The 14,584-nt window shown below is 69.6% G+C and carries 15 protein-coding genes; 6 read left to right on the plus strand and 9 right to left on the minus strand.

What is annotated here, in order from left to right; genetic code table 11:
- Positions 1-167: 167 nt before the first annotated feature.
- Genes ACFV6H_RS24820 through ACFV6H_RS24830 form a run of 3 tightly spaced genes read right to left on the minus strand, consistent with a single transcriptional unit; the run spans position 168 to position 2,178 of the window.
- Positions 168-923 carry an SDR family NAD(P)-dependent oxidoreductase gene (locus tag ACFV6H_RS24820; RefSeq protein ID WP_384781243.1) on the minus strand — a complete coding sequence of 252 codons (756 nt, stop codon included), beginning with the start codon at positions 921-923 and terminating at the stop codon, positions 168-170.
- Positions 920-1,906 carry a 3-oxoacyl-ACP synthase III family protein gene (locus ACFV6H_RS24825; RefSeq protein WP_079124951.1) on the minus strand — a complete coding sequence of 329 codons (987 nt, stop codon included), beginning with the start codon at positions 1,904-1,906 and terminating at the stop codon, positions 920-922. The genes ACFV6H_RS24820 and ACFV6H_RS24825 overlap by 4 nt, the downstream gene beginning before the upstream one ends.
- Positions 1,907-1,917: 11 nt before the next feature.
- Positions 1,918-2,178 carry a hypothetical protein gene (locus ACFV6H_RS24830; protein WP_046502425.1) on the minus strand — a complete coding sequence of 87 codons (261 nt, stop codon included), beginning with the start codon at positions 2,176-2,178 and terminating at the stop codon, positions 1,918-1,920.
- A 184-nt stretch (positions 2,179-2,362) separates the two neighbouring features.
- Here ACFV6H_RS24830 and ACFV6H_RS24835 point away from each other — a divergent pair, with 184 nt between their 5' ends.
- The 6 genes from ACFV6H_RS24835 (at position 2,363) to ACFV6H_RS24860 (ending at position 8,501) form a co-directional block, all read left to right on the plus strand.
- Positions 2,363-3,247 (plus strand): class I SAM-dependent methyltransferase, encoded by an 885-nt coding sequence (locus tag ACFV6H_RS24835; protein WP_066945730.1) that lies wholly within the window; start codon positions 2,363-2,365, stop codon positions 3,245-3,247.
- 10 nt (positions 3,248-3,257) lie between these two features.
- Entirely contained in the window at positions 3,258-4,820 is a 1,563-nt protein-coding gene (locus ACFV6H_RS24840; RefSeq protein ID WP_385545843.1) for a flavin-containing monooxygenase, read from the plus strand.
- 20 nt (positions 4,821-4,840) lie between these two features.
- Positions 4,841-6,364: an FAD-binding protein gene (locus tag ACFV6H_RS24845; protein ID WP_385545846.1), complete on the plus strand. Its 1,524-nt coding sequence runs from the start codon at positions 4,841-4,843 to the stop codon at positions 6,362-6,364.
- Between the two features lie 115 nt (positions 6,365-6,479).
- On the plus strand, positions 6,480-6,971 hold the full coding sequence (locus tag ACFV6H_RS24850; RefSeq protein WP_384781250.1) for an SRPBCC domain-containing protein: 492 nt from the start codon (positions 6,480-6,482) through the stop codon (positions 6,969-6,971).
- The gene (locus tag ACFV6H_RS24855; RefSeq protein ID WP_385545849.1) at positions 6,968-7,837 is read left to right on the plus strand and encodes an alpha/beta fold hydrolase; all 870 of its coding nucleotides are present in this window, start codon (positions 6,968-6,970) and stop codon (positions 7,835-7,837) included. Before ACFV6H_RS24850 ends, ACFV6H_RS24855 begins: the two co-directional genes overlap by 4 nt.
- 7 nt (positions 7,838-7,844) lie before the next feature.
- The gene (locus ACFV6H_RS24860) at positions 7,845-8,501 is read left to right on the plus strand and encodes a 4'-phosphopantetheinyl transferase (protein WP_385545852.1); all 657 of its coding nucleotides are present in this window, start codon (positions 7,845-7,847) and stop codon (positions 8,499-8,501) included.
- Positions 8,502-8,944: 443 nt separating this feature from the next.
- Here ACFV6H_RS24860 and ACFV6H_RS24865 read toward each other — a convergent pair whose 3' ends face one another.
- From ACFV6H_RS24865 to ACFV6H_RS24890, 6 genes are all read right to left on the minus strand, one after another.
- Positions 8,945-9,937: an AraC family transcriptional regulator gene (locus tag ACFV6H_RS24865; protein WP_093604599.1), complete on the minus strand. Its 993-nt coding sequence runs from the start codon at positions 9,935-9,937 to the stop codon at positions 8,945-8,947.
- Positions 9,938-10,141: 204 nt separating this feature from the next.
- Entirely contained in the window at positions 10,142-10,663 is a 522-nt protein-coding gene (locus ACFV6H_RS24870) for a DUF1772 domain-containing protein (RefSeq protein WP_384788377.1), read from the minus strand.
- Between the two features lie 60 nt (positions 10,664-10,723).
- Positions 10,724-11,377: a hemerythrin domain-containing protein gene (locus tag ACFV6H_RS24875; RefSeq protein WP_093604603.1), complete on the minus strand. Its 654-nt coding sequence runs from the start codon at positions 11,375-11,377 to the stop codon at positions 10,724-10,726.
- Positions 11,378-11,512: 135 nt separating this feature from the next.
- The gene (locus tag ACFV6H_RS24880; protein WP_384985604.1) at positions 11,513-12,352 is read right to left on the minus strand and encodes an NAD(P)H-binding protein; all 840 of its coding nucleotides are present in this window, start codon (positions 12,350-12,352) and stop codon (positions 11,513-11,515) included.
- 99 nt (positions 12,353-12,451) lie between these two features.
- Positions 12,452-13,237 (minus strand): SDR family NAD(P)-dependent oxidoreductase, encoded by a 786-nt coding sequence (locus tag ACFV6H_RS24885; RefSeq protein WP_093595218.1) that lies wholly within the window; start codon positions 13,235-13,237, stop codon positions 12,452-12,454.
- 370 nt (positions 13,238-13,607) lie between these two features.
- Positions 13,608-14,444, minus strand: a complete 837-nt coding sequence (locus ACFV6H_RS24890) for a BTAD domain-containing putative transcriptional regulator (protein WP_385545859.1) — start codon at positions 14,442-14,444, stop codon at positions 13,608-13,610.
- Positions 14,445-14,584: the final 140 nt, after the last annotated feature.

Raw genomic sequence — 14,584 nt, forward strand, 5'->3', positions numbered from 1 at the left:
CCGGCAGTTGCCGGGCCGCCTCTTTTTTCGCCGGCCGGCCGGTCGGGGCACGATGTCCTGCCGTGCGGCCGGGGCATGCCGGACGGCCGGATGCGCCAGAGGGCACACCGGCCGTACGGGGCGATGACGGACTCTCCTGCCGGACGGCCCGGAGGCCGGAGCCGGAATCAGGTGATCGAGACTCCGCTGTCGATACTGATGACCTGGCCCGTCATACAGTCCTGGTCCAGGAAGAGCCCGGCGCTGCGGGCCACCTCCTCCACCGTGACGAACCGGGGAATGGGCGCCTTGTCCTCCATTCCCTCGATGACACGGCCCGGCAGGTCCTTCGTCATTCCGGTGATCATGAAGCCCGGTGAGAGGGCGTTCACGGTCACCCCGCGCCGGCCGCACTCGGCGGCCAGGGTGCGGGTGAAGCCGATGAGACCGGCCTTGGAGGCGGAGTACGCGGTCTGGCCCGCGGTCGCGATCAGACCGGAGGGCGAGACCACATTGATGATCCGTCCCCACCGCTGCCGGAGCATGTACGGCACGGACGCCCTGGCGGTGTGGAACGAACCGACCAGATTGGTCTGGATCACCTGCTGCCAGTCCGCCGGCGACTGCATCGCCATCAGCGCGTCCTTGCGGATCGCGCCGTTGTTGACGAGGACGTCGACGGGACCGAGCTCGTCGCTGATCCGGGCGTACATCGCGGTGACGGCCTCCCAGGAGCCGACGTCACCGGTGACCACGACCGAATCGTTGGCGAGCTTCTCCTGGACGGCCCGGGCCTGGGCCTCGGAACTGTTGTAGTGGACCGCCACCCGGCAGCCCAGCGCGTCCAGTTCCAGGGCCAGGGCCTGTCCGAGTCCACCGGACGCTCCCGTGACCAGGGCGACCGGCTTCTCGGGGCGGCTGCCCTGCGGCTTGTTGCCGCTCATTTCCTCACCCCGCCCCACTCCATGAGGATCGATCCCCAGGTCATGCCCGCTCCGAAGCCCGCGAGCAGCACCTTGTCACCGTTCTTGATCCGGCCCTCGTCGAGCGCCTCGGTGAGAGCGATCGGGACGGAAGCGGAGGCGGTGTTGCCGTACCGCTCCAGATTGGTGATCAGTGCCTCTTGGCGCAGACCGGTGTGGCTGAGGATCGAGTTGATGATCCGGATATTGGCCTGGTGCGGGATGACATGGTCGATGTCGGCCGCGTCGACCTTGGCGCTCTCCAGCGTCTCCCGGACCGTACGGACCGTGTAGCGCACGGCGTTGAGATAGATCTCGTTGCCGTTGATCTGCGCGTAGTGGAGGCCCTGGCGGACCGTCTCCTCGGTGGTCGGCATCCTGCTGCCGCCCGCCAGCACCTTGAGACTGCCGGCGCAGGAGCCGTCCGCGCCGAGGTTCCATGCCTTGACCCGGTTCTCGGGCCCCGGCTGGAGCACCACCGCGCCGGCGCCGTCGCCGACGAGGATGGACAGATCACGGTCGGCGGGATTGGCCGTCAGGGTGTGGGTGTCGGAGCCGATCAGCAGGATCGGCCGGGGATCGATGGCGATCAGCGCCATCGCCGACACCAGCGCGTAGATGAAGCCCGCGCACTCGGAGTTGACGTCGTGCGCTCCGCCCGCGATCCCGAGATCGTGGTGGACGAAGGCGGACGTCGCCGGAGAGGGCTGTTCGGGCGTGGCGGTGGCGACGATCAGATGAGCGATGTCGCCACCGGTCAGGCCCGCCTTCTCCAGCGCGCGACGGCCGGCCTCGACAGCCAGTGAGGCAGTCGTCTGGCCCGGTCCGACGGCCCGGCGCTCCCGGATACCGCACCGGCTGACGATCCAGTTCTCGTCAACGCCGAAACGCTCCGCCAACTCCACGCTGGTGACCTTGCGCTCGGGTACGGCCATGCCCCACCCGGTGATGTCGAAGCCGTTCACAGGCGCTCTCGCTACGCCTGCGCCGGCTGCGGGACGAGCGCGAGGATCCGCTCGTACACATGGCGCAGCGTGGTGGTGTCGTCGAGGTCGGCGAAGAGCGACTCGTCGGCGGGGATGTCCGGGTACTGGTTCTGGAACCCGTACAGCCACTCCATCAGGTCCAGCGAGTCCACATCGGCGATGTGCTGGAGCGGTGCATCGGGGCTGACCTCCTGGGCGCCCGACACGGCCTCGAGCTGGCTCGCCAGTTCTTCGATGGTGGGCAGCGTCATGAGCTTCGGTCCTCTCTCGCGGTGCATCCGGTTTCGAGAGGCATGGAAGCGCGGGCCGCGCAATCCGGGCGCAACACCGCCGAAGCATGGGCGTCTTGCACATCTGTTGCGAGCGACACGGTTTGCTCGTGGCCGAATCAACGGTCGGAACGAGCGGCGCAGCGACACAGGAAAGAGGTCGAGCATGACAACGGTCGCCCCCAGATCCGTGGACCCCGAGGTCGACGCGGTAAGGCACCACTACGAGGTGAGCAACGATTTCTACCGGCTCCTGCTGGGTCCGACCATGATGTACTCCGGCGGCTACTGGGAGCAGGGCGAGGACCTCGTCACCACACTGGACGAGGCGCAGGAGCGCAAGCTCGACACCTTCGCCGAGCTGGCCGGGGCCGCGGGCACCCGCCGTGTGCTGGACATCGGCTGCGGCTGGGGCACCATGCTCAACCGCCTCACCACCGTCCACGGAGTCGAGCAGGCCGTCGGTCTGACGCTGAGCCGCACCCAGGAGGCGTTCATCGCCGGCCTGGACAACCCGCGCATCACCACGCGGGTGGAGAGCTGGGCGGACCACGAGACGGACGAGAAGTACGACGCGGCGTTCTGCATCAACGCGCTGGAGCACTTCGTCTCCTCCAACCTGCCGCCGCGCGAGCGCACCAAGCGCTACCGCTTCTTCTTCAACCAGGTCGCCAAGGCCCTGAACCCGGGTGCGAAGTTCGTTCTGCACACGATGACGGCCGAGGCTCAGCCCATGAACCGTGAGCTGCTCGCCGATCTGAAGTTCCTCCAGCGCTCCGAGTTCGAGGGGATGCACATCCCGCATCTCCACGAGCTGACCGCCGCCGCGGAGGGCGTCTTCCACGTCGTGGAGATCGTCAACGAGCGGGAGTCCTTCGCCATGGCGTGCCGTGCCTGGCTGAAGCGGCTGGCCGCGGACCGTGAGACGGCTGTCGCCCTGGAGGGCGAGGAGGTCGTGGCCCGCTTCGAGCGCTACCTCGACATCTTCGCGTACACCCTCGAAGACAAGTTCTTCAACAACTTCCGCGTCACCATCGAGCGCAGGGGCTGAGGAGGCCACCGTGACGAGCATTCTCGAACCCGCCCACGGGGGCGGCGTGAGCGACGGGACGAAGGAGTCGGCCGGCCGGGGCCCCACCCGTCATCTGCGGGTCGCGGTCATCGGCACCGGCTTCTCCGGTCTGGGTACGGCCATCCGGCTGCTCCAGCAGGGGATCGACGACTTCCTGGTCTTCGAACGGGCCGACGAGGTGGGCGGCACCTGGCGCGACAACAACTATCCGGGCTGCGCCTGTGACGTCCAGGCCCATCTGTACTCCTTCTCGTTCGCCCGCAATCCGGAGTGGAAGAGCACCTTCGCCAAGCGCGACGAGGTGTTCACCTATCTGCGGGACTGCGCCGACCGCTTCGGGGTGCGCCCGCACATCCGCTTCAACCACGAGCTGATCGCGGCCCGCTGGGACGAGAACACCCGGTGCTGGCACATCGAGACCTCGGGCGGCGAGTACACCGCCCAGGTCCTGGTCGCGGGCGCCGGCTACCTCAGTGAGCCGGCCGTCCCGGATCTGCCGGGACTCGCGGACTTCGAGGGCAAGGTCTTCCACTCGGCCCGCTGGGACCACGACCACGATCTGACCGGCAGGCGCGTCGCCGTGATCGGTACGGGCGCCTCGGCCATCCAGTTCGTGCCGAAGATCCAGCCCGAGGTCGGGCAGCTCGACCTCTACCAGCGCACGCCTCCCTGGGTGGGCCCCAAGAACGACAAGGTCAACAGCGCCTTCCACACGAAGATGCTGCGCAGCTTCCCCGGCTACCAGAGCTTCCGGCGCAACTTCAACATGTGGGGCCGTGAGGTCCTGGCCTTCGCCTTCGCGCGGCCCAAGGTCGCCGAGAAGGTCCAGAAGATGGCCTCCGACCATCTCAAGAAGAGCGTCGCGGATCCGGCGCTGCGCGAGCGGCTCACGCCCGACTATGTGGTGGCGTGCAAGCGGCTGCTGTTCTCGAACACCTGGTACCCGGCGATCCAGCAGCCGAACGTGGACATCGTCAGCGACTCCATCGACCATGTCCGGGCCAAGTCCATCGTGACCAAGGACGGCCGCGAGCGCGAGGTCGACACCATCATCATGGGCACCGGCTTCCTCGCCACGGACCGTCCGGTCGCCCGGCGGATCTGGGGCAAGGGCGGCGTCCAGCTCCGGGAGGCCTGGAGCGACGGGATGTCCGCGCACCGCGGTACGACCATCGCCGGGTTCCCGAATCTCTTCATGATGCTCGGTCCCAACACGACGCTGGGCCACTCCTCCCAGACCGTGATGATCGAGTCGCAGATCGCCTATGTCATGGACGCCCTCAAGCAGATGGACAAGCGCGGCCTGTCCAGCGTCGAGGTGCGGCCGGAGGCGCAGCAGGCGTACAACGCCACGCTCGACAAGCGTCAGGCCCGCGCGGTCTGGAGCGCCGGCGGCTGCAAGAGCTGGTACCTGGACAGCGCCGGGCGCAACCCGTCCATCTGGCCCACGTACACCTGGCGGTTCCGCAACGGCACCAAGCACTTCGACCTGGGCGAGTACCAGCTCGCCACCACCGTGGGCGCCGGCCGACCGGCGGTCAACCACGTATGACGAACGGGAGAACGGACCAGATGAGCACCAACACCCCTTCTCGGCGCAGAGTTCTGGGCGGAATGGCCGCCACCGCCGCGACCGTCGTGGGCTGGAACGCGGCCACGCAGACCTGGGCCACGGCCGCCGAGGCCAGCGGCCGTGGTGGCGGTCACGGCGGCGGCTGGTGGGGCGATGTGGCGCCCGTACCGCCGCTGGACGGCTCGCTGAAGACCTCGGCGGCCGACCTTGTGCAGTTCAGCAAGGACTTCGGCGCCCTGGTGTCGAACATCACCCCGTGGGCCGTGCTGGTGCCCGGCTCGGTCAATGACATCGTCAAGATGGTCAACTACGCCCGGGCCAACAACCTGAAGATCGCCGCGAACGGGCGCAGCGGCACCGGTGACGACCTCGAGTCGCACTCCAACTACGGCCAGGCGGCGGTCCCGGGCGGTATCTCGATCGACTCCCGCGGTCTGGGCAAGGTCGTCAGCGTCGGTACGAACAGCGCCGTGGTCGAGGCGGGTGTCACCTGGGCCCAGCTCACCGACGCGGCGGCGGCCAAGGGCAAGATGCCGCCGGCCATGCCCGACTACATGCACCTGTCGATCGGCGGCACGATCAGCGTCGGCGGCATCGGCGGCACGGTCGGCAAGTACGGTCTGGCGGTCGACACCATCGAGTCGATCGACATCGTCACGGGTGCCGGGCAGCTGCTCACCGCCTCCCCCAGTGTCCGCCCCGACCTGTTCAACGCCGCGCTGGCCGGCGGCGGCCAGGTGGGCATCATCGTCCGCCTCACGGTGAAGATCGTCCCCGCCAAGGAGCGGATCGTCGTCTTCAACCTCATCTACAACGATGTGACGACCTACCTCGCCGACGCGGAGAAGGTCCTGGCAGAGGGCAAGTTCGAGGTCCAGGCCGGTGAACTCGCGCGCAAGCCCGACGACTCGGGCTGGCGTTACCGGATGGAGCTGGGTGCCACCTACACCGGCACCGCCCCGGCCCGGGACCCGCTGATCGCCGGGCTGCGGGACGTCCGTTCCGAGGCCACCGTCGACGACATGTCGTTCCGTGACTACATCTTCCGGTTCGACGCCTATGTCGAGGACTACAAGGCGTTCGGTTACTGGGAGCAGCCGAAGCCCTGGCTGAGCCTGTTCCTGCCGGCCGCCAAGGTCAAGCAGTTCCTCCAGATCGCCGAGGCCGACCTGACCGCGAACGACCTGGGCGTCGGCTTCGTGCTGACGTACCCGTACCGTACGTCGAAGCTCAAGCGTCCGATGGCGGTCCAGCCGAACGACTCGATCGGCTACCTCTTCGACCTGCTGCGCTTCCCGCACCCGGGTGAGCCGAACATCGCGGGGATGCTGGAGCAGAACCGGCGGCTGTACGACAAGGCCGTGGCGCTGGGCGCCAAGCGCTATCTGGTCGGTGCCATCCCGCGGATGACCACCACGGACTGGAAGAAGCACTTCGGCAGCCGCTACTCCGACCTCCTGAACGCGAAGCGCCGTTACGACCCGGCCGGCATCCTCACGCCCGGTCAGGGCTTCTTCGGCTGATCCGGTGTGCCGGACCGGCCACTCGGGCCGGACCGGCACAGCGGACACGGAAGCGGGGCCCGTCGCGGGCCCCGCTCCTTCGATCCCATCCGCCGTCCCACACAGGGAGACTGGCATGAACGGCTACGACATCATCGACGAGGCGGTGGTCGACGCCCCCGCGGACGTCGTCTGGGACGCGCTCGTCGCCGAGTTCCGCGGTGCCGCCCGCTGGTGGGTCCCGGCCAACACCTTCGAGACGGTCTCCGGCGCGCCCGACGAGGTGGGCGGCCTGGTCGCCGTGACCGTCCACACGAAGGGCGTCGGCAACGGGGGCCCCAAGCTCCGCTTCACCGCCCGTACCGAGTCCGTCGTCCCGGGCCGCAGGATGACCGTCGAGTATGTCGACGGAGACTTCCGCGGTCCGGCCGACTTCATTCTGGAGCCGCTGGACGACGGGCGCCGCACCCGTATCGCCATGCACTTCCGCGCGCGTCCGCACGGCGGCAAGCTGAAGCTGATGGCCAAGGTCGCCGACATCGGCGCCGAGCACTCGAAGGCGGCACTGGCGGCCTTTGTGGCGCTGGGCAAGCAGCTCAGCGCGGTACCGGCCGGAGGAGCGCGATGAGCACCGTCACGTCGGCGGCCGACGCGGGCGCCCGTACCGACGAGACCACCGTACGCACCGACGACGGCGCCGCGCTCGCGGTGAGCGTCCTCGCGCCGCTGAAGGCCGGTGCCGGCAGCGGTACGACGGTCGTCCTCGCGCACGGCTGGGCCGCGGGCCGCCGGGTCTGGGGCACCGTCACGGACCGGCTGATCCGGGCCGGATTCCGGGTGGTGCTGTACGACCAGCGCGGCCACGGCGCGTCGAGCCTGGGCAAGGAGCCCATCGCCGTCCGGCGGTTCGGCGCGGACCTGGCCGCGGTGCTGGGCGAGACCGGCTCGCGGGACGCGGTGCTGGTCGGGCACTCGGGTGGCGGTTTCGCCGCCATGTCGTACGCCACGGCCGATCCGGCCGCCGCGCGCCGGCTGCGCGGACTGGTGCTGCTGGGCACGGCCGCGCACGACCAGGAGACGCCCGACAGCGAGGTGCGCATGATGGGCAGCGCGCTCTTCTCCCGCGCGCTGCGCCGTCCCGCGCTCGGCCGGCGGCTGCTCGCGCAGACGATGGGCAAGGGCGTCGACCCGTTCCTGCTGGAGGTCAACCGGCAGATGTTCGCGGCGACCGCGCCGCAGGTGCGCGCCGACTGCTTCGCCTCCTCGCGCGGGATGGATCTGCGCGCGGGACTGGCGGCGGTGGAGGTACCGGCCGTGGTGCTCGCGGGCGAGAACGACCGGGTCGTCAAGCCGGAGCTGGGCAACACGGTGGCCAAGGCGCTGCCGGACGCGCGCTTCGAGCAGCTTCCCGGCGCCGGTCATATGCTCCCGCTGGAGCGGCCGGACGAGATCGTACGGGCCGTCGGCGGTCTCGTCGCCCGTCCGCGCGCCTGACTCCGCCGTGATCGAGGAGATTCTGCCCCCGGGCGTCAGATCGTCGGAAGCGTTCGACGATCTGGCGCCCGCTCCGCTGTTCCCGGAGGAGGCCGCGCTGATGGCCGGGCGCCGGGCGCGCAGACAGGCGCAGTTCGCCACCGCACGCGCCTGCGCGCGCCGCTCCCTCGCCGAACTGGGCCTGGCGCCGGCGCCCTTGCTGCCCGGCGCAGGCGGCGCGCCTCAGTGGCCCGCGGGTGTCGTGGGCAGCATCACCCACTGCGACGGCTACCGGGCCGCGGTGGTGGCCAGGGTGGCCGAGGTGACCGCGCTCGGCATCGACGCGGAGCCCGCGGAGCCGCTGCCGCGCGGTGTGCTGGGCCTGATCGCCTCGGACGGCGAGCGCGCGGCCCTGGAACGGCTGACGGCCGAGCGCCCGGGCCTGTGCTGGGACCGGCTGCTGTTCTCGGCCAAGGAGGCGGTCTACAAGGCGTGGTACCCGTCGGTGGAACGCTGGCTGGGCTTCGCGGACGCGACGGTACGCATCAGCCCGCGCGGCACGTTCACGGCCCACCTCCACCCGTCCGATCCCCCACCGGGCGCCCCCACGGCCTTCTCCGGCCGCTGGCTGACCCGAAACGGCCTACTACTGACGTCGGTCGCCCTCAATCGCCGACCGGGCTGATTTTTCGGCCTGCGGCCGGGGGCGCGGCTGGGCTGGCCCCCACCGTCCGGGAGCCCGGCACCGGGGTTGCCGGTTCTGTCCTCAATCGCCGGACGGGCTGGATTTTGCCCCACAGTCTGGGAACCCGGTACCGGGGCGGGCCGTTCCGTCCTCAAACGCCGGACGGGCTGGATATGCGGGCCCGGCACGAGCCGCAGCCGGGGTTCGGGCGGGAGGGGGTCGGGGTCGGAGGAGGTGCGTGTCCGGACACTAAAGCGTGATTTGTGCCGCACACCGGCCCGCACCTAACAACGAAACCCGCACGCGGCGTAAATCATGCCGTCCGGACATGTACCTCCGGAGGCCCCGACACCCGCACCCACCACGCACCCGGCCCCGCGCCGCAGGCGCGCACCGCCCCGCCGCAGGCGGCCCCCGCCGGGAGGCGCACCGCCGGGAGGCGCTCAGCGGTCCAGGACCACCGTCTGCGTCGGCGCGCTCAGCCGTTGCAGCGGCTCCCCCTGGCCCCCCTTGCGGAACTCCTGCGGGCTCACCCCCCGTACCCGCTTGAACGCCGCGCTCAGCGCGAACGCGCCGCTGTAGCCCACCCGCCGCGCCACCGTCGCCACCGTCGCGTCCGGCTCGCGCAGCAGGTCCGCGGCGAGGGTGAGCCGCCAGCCCGTCAGATACGCCATCGGCGGCTCGCCGACGAGCGTGGTGAAGTGGCGGGCGAGACCGGCGCGGGAGACTCCCACCGTGTCCGCGAGCGAGGCCACCGTCCAGGCCTTGCCGGGCTGTTCGTGCAGCAGCCGCAGCGCGGGGCCGACCACCGGGTCGCTCTGGGCGCGGTACCAGGCGGGCGCGCCCGACTCGGGCACCGCGAGCCAGGTGCGCAGCACGCTCACCAGCAGCAGGTCCAGCAGCCGGTCGAGGACCAGCTCCTGGCCGATCTCGTCCTTGCTGATCTCCTGGGCGAGGATCTGGACGAGCGGGTTGTCGCCCGCCTCGGCGGGCCGTACCAGCAGTACGGGCAGGGCGGCGAGCAGCCGCCTGCCGATCTCGCTGGGCGCCTGGTAGGTACCGCTGAGCATCACCGAGGCGCCGGCCCTGCTGTCGTCGCCCCAGGTGCGTACGCCCAGCGCCATCGTCTCGGTGACGTCCTCGCCCTCGGTGGTGTTGCAGCGCTGCTCGGGTCCCACAACGATCTGTACGTCCGTCTCCGGCCGGTCGGAGATGGTGTACGCGTCGGGGCCGCGCACCACGGCGACATCGCCCGGGCGCAGTTGTACGGGATGTCCCTTGTCGGGGAGGACCCAGGCGTCTCCGCGCACCATGGTGACCACGGAGATCGGTGCCCGGTCCTCGACCCGGAGGGACCACGGAGGATTGAAGACCGACTTCAGCAGGAACGCGCCGCGGGCCTTCGGACCTTCGAGCAGACCTGTAAGTGTGTCCATGACATCACACCTTAGACGACCCCGTATGAATGGTCACCGGTTTCAACGGATCCGTCTCAGGCGGGGCGGGGGATCGAGGTGGTGCGCCCGCCCTCCCCGCGGGGGAACGAATGGGAGGACGGGCGCAGTTCGGGGCGGGCCGGACGGCCCGGGTCGAGGCAGGTTTCAGGAGCGGGTCGGGGCAGGTTCACGAGCGGGTCGAGGTCAGGACTGCGCGGTCGCCGCCCTGTTGTGCAGGACCAGCGCACGGCCGAGCGCGGCGAGCGCCGCCGTACAGGCCACCGTGCGCGCGATGTTGGCCGAGGTCCACGGCCGCTCGAACCGGCCGCGCAGGGCGCCGAAGTCGGGACTCGACGCCGGTGCGCCGGCGCGGGCCAGCATGCGGTTGAGCGGGATGTTGACGCACATCGTGACGGCGACGGAGACGCCGTAGAGCACAAAGGCCGTCCGGGTCCAGCGCGCCGCGTCCGGCCGTCCCAGCCGGCGCTGGAGGGCCGCGGCAACACCCGTGGCGAGGAACACTCCGACGAACAGCAGGCCGAACAGCGCGCTGTTGTCGAGAACGCCGTTGATCTTCCGCATGACGGTCACATACGTCTGGTCGTCACGGCGTGCGAGGGCGGGCATGACTCCCACGTCGAAGCTGAAGTACAGCCCCGCCATCAGCCCGGTACCGATGGTGGCGGCGGTGAGCACGGGGCCGGCGGCTGCGGGAAGGGTCTCCATCGGGCTTCCTCATCCGGTTGTTGACGGGCTGGGCGGGGCGGTCGTGGACCGGTGCGGCTCTCAGGAGGGCCGCATCACTCCGGCGAGGGTCTTCTCGTACCGCCTGCGCAACACCGTATTGCCGATCAGCCGCACGGGCGGCGGAATCGTGGCGGCGACATGAGCCACCGACCACTTGTCCGCGCCGTCGAACATCCAGGGCTGGAGCTGCGTCATGACCTTGAACGGAGCACTGGCGATCACCTTGCGCTCGACCGCCAGATACTCGTCCGGCACGAGCCGGGCGAAGACGGGGAAGGACACCGCCTCCTCGTCCCGCAGATGATCGCGCAGGACGGAGTCGAAGCGCGTGGCGGCCAGACCGACGGCGGGCAGATCGCCGCCCGGCCGCAGCGCGGCCGTGACCGCCTCCATGGCCCGGTCGAGCACCACATGGTCGTCCCCGAGCTGACGGGCCTGGGCGGAGAACTCCGGCGCCCTGCGCAGCAGTCCGGGCCACAGGACATTGTCCTCGCTGCGGTGGTGCCAGTCGATGATGTCGCGCAGCTGCTGCCACCACAGACCGGCAGCGCCGAGCCCGGCCTGGGTGAGCCGGGGCGCGGCGGCGAGCAGTCGCCTGGCGTCACGGCGCATCGCGATGTGCATCAGCGCGAACCCGTGGAAGTGAGCGGGCAGGGAAGCGAGTCCGAACTCGCTCGACATGGGGGTACTCATGGCCGCCTCCTCGTGGCTGACGCGTCATCGTTCCATGCGTCGTCGCTGGGGAATCGTCAGTGCTTGGCGCTCCCCCGCCCGGCGGGCCGGCCGCGGAGATCGTCCGCGGCCGGCACCGCCGGCCGGAGTGCCGGATCAGACGTTCCAGACGCCGGTGGCGGCGGCGTCCCTGGCGAAGTCGGCGAAGTCACGGGGCTTGCGGCCCAGGACCTCCTCCACACCGTGCACCAGGTGGGCGTTGCGGCCGTCGAGCGTCAGGGCGAACAGCTCGACGAAGTCCTCCGGAAGGTCGTTCTCCTTCAGGAAGGCACGGTACTCGTCACTGGTGACCGCGGTGTACGTGATCTCCCGGCCGGTGGCCTTGGACAGCTCCTCGGCCACGTCCTGGTAGCTGAGCAGCCGGGGGCCCGACAGCTCGTACGTCTTGGCGATGTGCTTGGGGTCGGCCAGCGCGGCGACGACCACGTCGGCGATGTCGTCGGCGTCCACGAAGGGCTCGACGGCGTGACCGGTCGGCAGCGCGAGCTCGCCGCCGAGGACGGGCTCCAGGAAGAAGCTCTCGTTGAAGTTCTGGTTGAACCAGCTCGACCGTACGACGGTCCAGTCGGCGCCGGACTCCTTCAGCTTCTCCTCGGCGACCTGCGCGCCCTCCTCGCCGCGGCCGGAGAGCAGCACCAGGCGGCGCGCGCCCTTGGCGACGGCGAACTTGGAGAACTCGCCCACGCTCTCGGCGGCACCGGGGAAGGCGAGGTCGGGGTAGTAGGTGACATAGACGGCTCCGACGCCCTCCAGCGCACCTTCCCAGGTGGCCGGGTCCTCCCACACGAAGGGACGGTCGGCGTTGCGCGAACCGATCCGCACGGGAAGGCCCTGGGCGGCAAGGCGCTCGGCGACCCGGCGGCCGGTCTTGCCGGTGCCGCCGATAACGAGCGTCGTCTTCGTCTCTGTCTGGGCGTTCTGCGTGGTCTGAGTCATGAGTACAGTCAAGTCCATTCACCTGAGACGCGACATAGCTACGAAGCTCAGTTCCATACGTATGCGTCTACGCTCCGCTCCCGGATCCCGGCGAGGAGCTCAGGAACTGCCCATACCGCCGCAGACATTGATCGCCTGGGCGGTGATCGACGCGGCGCTCTCCGTGGTGAGGTAGCCGACCAGACCGGCGACCTCCTCGGGAGTGGAGTAGCGGCCGAGCGGGATCTTCGACTCGAACTGCTCCTGGACGAAGTCCTCGGTGGTGTCCCAGGCCGCCGCGTATCCCTGCCGGACCTGCTCGGCCATCGGCGTCTCCACATAGCCGGGGCAGACCGCGTTGACGGTGACACCGACGGGCGCCAGCTCCTTGCCCAGCGCCCGGGTGAAGCCGACGACACCGTGCTTGGAGGCGGAGTACGGGGCGCCCATCACGACGCCCTGCTTCCCGGCCGTCGAGGCGATGTTGATGATGCGGCCATGGCCGGCCTCCACGAGGCCGCCGTTCAGCAGGACCTCACGGGTCAGCAGGAACACGCCGTTGAGGTTGGTGTCGATGACGTCGTACCAGAGCTCGTCGGCGATCTCGGCCGTGGGCCCTCCGCCGCCCCGGCCCGCGTTGTTCACCAGGATGTTGACCGGGCCGAACTGGGCGACGACCGTCGCCACCAGGGCCGAGACCGACGCCCGGTCCCGTACGTCGGCGACCGTGCCCTCCACCTCGAACCCTTCAGCGCGCAGATCCTCGACGGTCTGCTTGACCTCCTGGCCGGTCCGCGCGCAGATGAACACACGGTGGCCGCGCCCGCCGAGTTCCCGGGCGACTCCCAGACCGATTCCCCGTGTCGCACCCGTGATCAATGCCACCGGGTTTCTCGGCGGCCTCATCCCATTTCCCCGGCACTCAGCGGTCCCCGAACCTGAATCTCCACGGTTTCCCTCCGTACCTCGTCGAATCCCCGTCGAACCGAAACTCTTCGACGCGAAGTACGGTAGCCGTGCCGAGCCTTTAGTTCTTGAATTCTTGAGTACCCGTCTAGTACGGCTCCAAGACCGGCAAACGGAATGTCATTTCCACCGTCCCGAATGGTACTGACGGAACGGAGAACGGCGGGTGGGAATAGCTCCGCCGAAACAACGGCCAACAATGAGAATGAAATCCCTGCCCGTACGGACGGACCAGGACAGGCCGAACCGGTACGGAAGCGGAAAAGGAAGCCGGAACGGAAGCGGAACGGAATGCGGTGTGCCCGTACGGTCAGCTCACGCGGACGAGAGGCTCGCGGGAGTTCTCCACGGGGGCCGCGGCCTCCGGTCCCGCCATCAGGATCGAGCGCTGGAGCCTGCGCAGCCCGGCGGACGGTTCGAGGCCCAACTCCCGTACGAGCGTGCCGCGCAGCCGGTGGTACACGTTCAGCGCCTCGCCGCGGCGGCCCGAGCGGTGCAGCGCGAGCATGAACTGGCCGTGCAGATTCTCATGGGTGCGGTAGCGGCTGACGAGCACGGTCAGCTCGGCGAGCAGCTCACGGTGGCGGCCCAGCCGGAGATCGGCCTCGATACGCTGATCGAGCGCGCAGAGCCGGCTCTCCTCAAGCCGCTTGATCTCCATGTCGAGTTGAGCGCCGCCGTGCACATCGGCGAAGGCGGGACCGCTCCACAGCGCGAGCGCCTCCCGCAACTGGCGGGCCGCGCCGACGTAGTCGCCCGCGTCCATCGCCCGGTAGCCGAGACCGGCGAGCCGGTCGAACTCCCGGACGTCACTGGTGCCGCCGCCGCTGTCGAGGCGGTATCCGCCGGGAAGAGTGACCAGCACCTCCTTGGCGGTCCGCGCCGTGCCCTCCTGGCCCTCCTGGGCCCCGTGCTTGAGCGCCGCGGCGATCAGGGACCGCAGCTGGAGCACATAGGTCTGGAGCGTGGTCCTGGCGCTGCGCGGAGGCTCTCCCGCCCACAGCTCTTCGATCAACGCGGTCACCGGCACCACTTGGTCGGCGTGGAGCGACAGTAAAGCGAGCACCTGCCGGGGCTTCGGCGCCGTCGGCGTGATCGATCTCCCGTTCTCCCGCACAGCCAATGCGCCCAGTACGTCGATGTCCACGCGTCTCCCCAATCCCTGCAGGTGAAGTCAGTACCGTTCGAGGCCGCTCACGGGGTGCGATTGCTGCGCATGGATTCAAAAACAGGACAGACGGTTTGTCAATACCAAACCGTACAGACTGTTTTTTGTTAACGCTCCGT

Source organism: Streptomyces sp. NPDC059743 (genome assembly GCF_042732975.1).
In the GTDB taxonomy this organism is placed as follows: domain Bacteria; phylum Actinomycetota; class Actinomycetes; order Streptomycetales; family Streptomycetaceae; genus Streptomyces.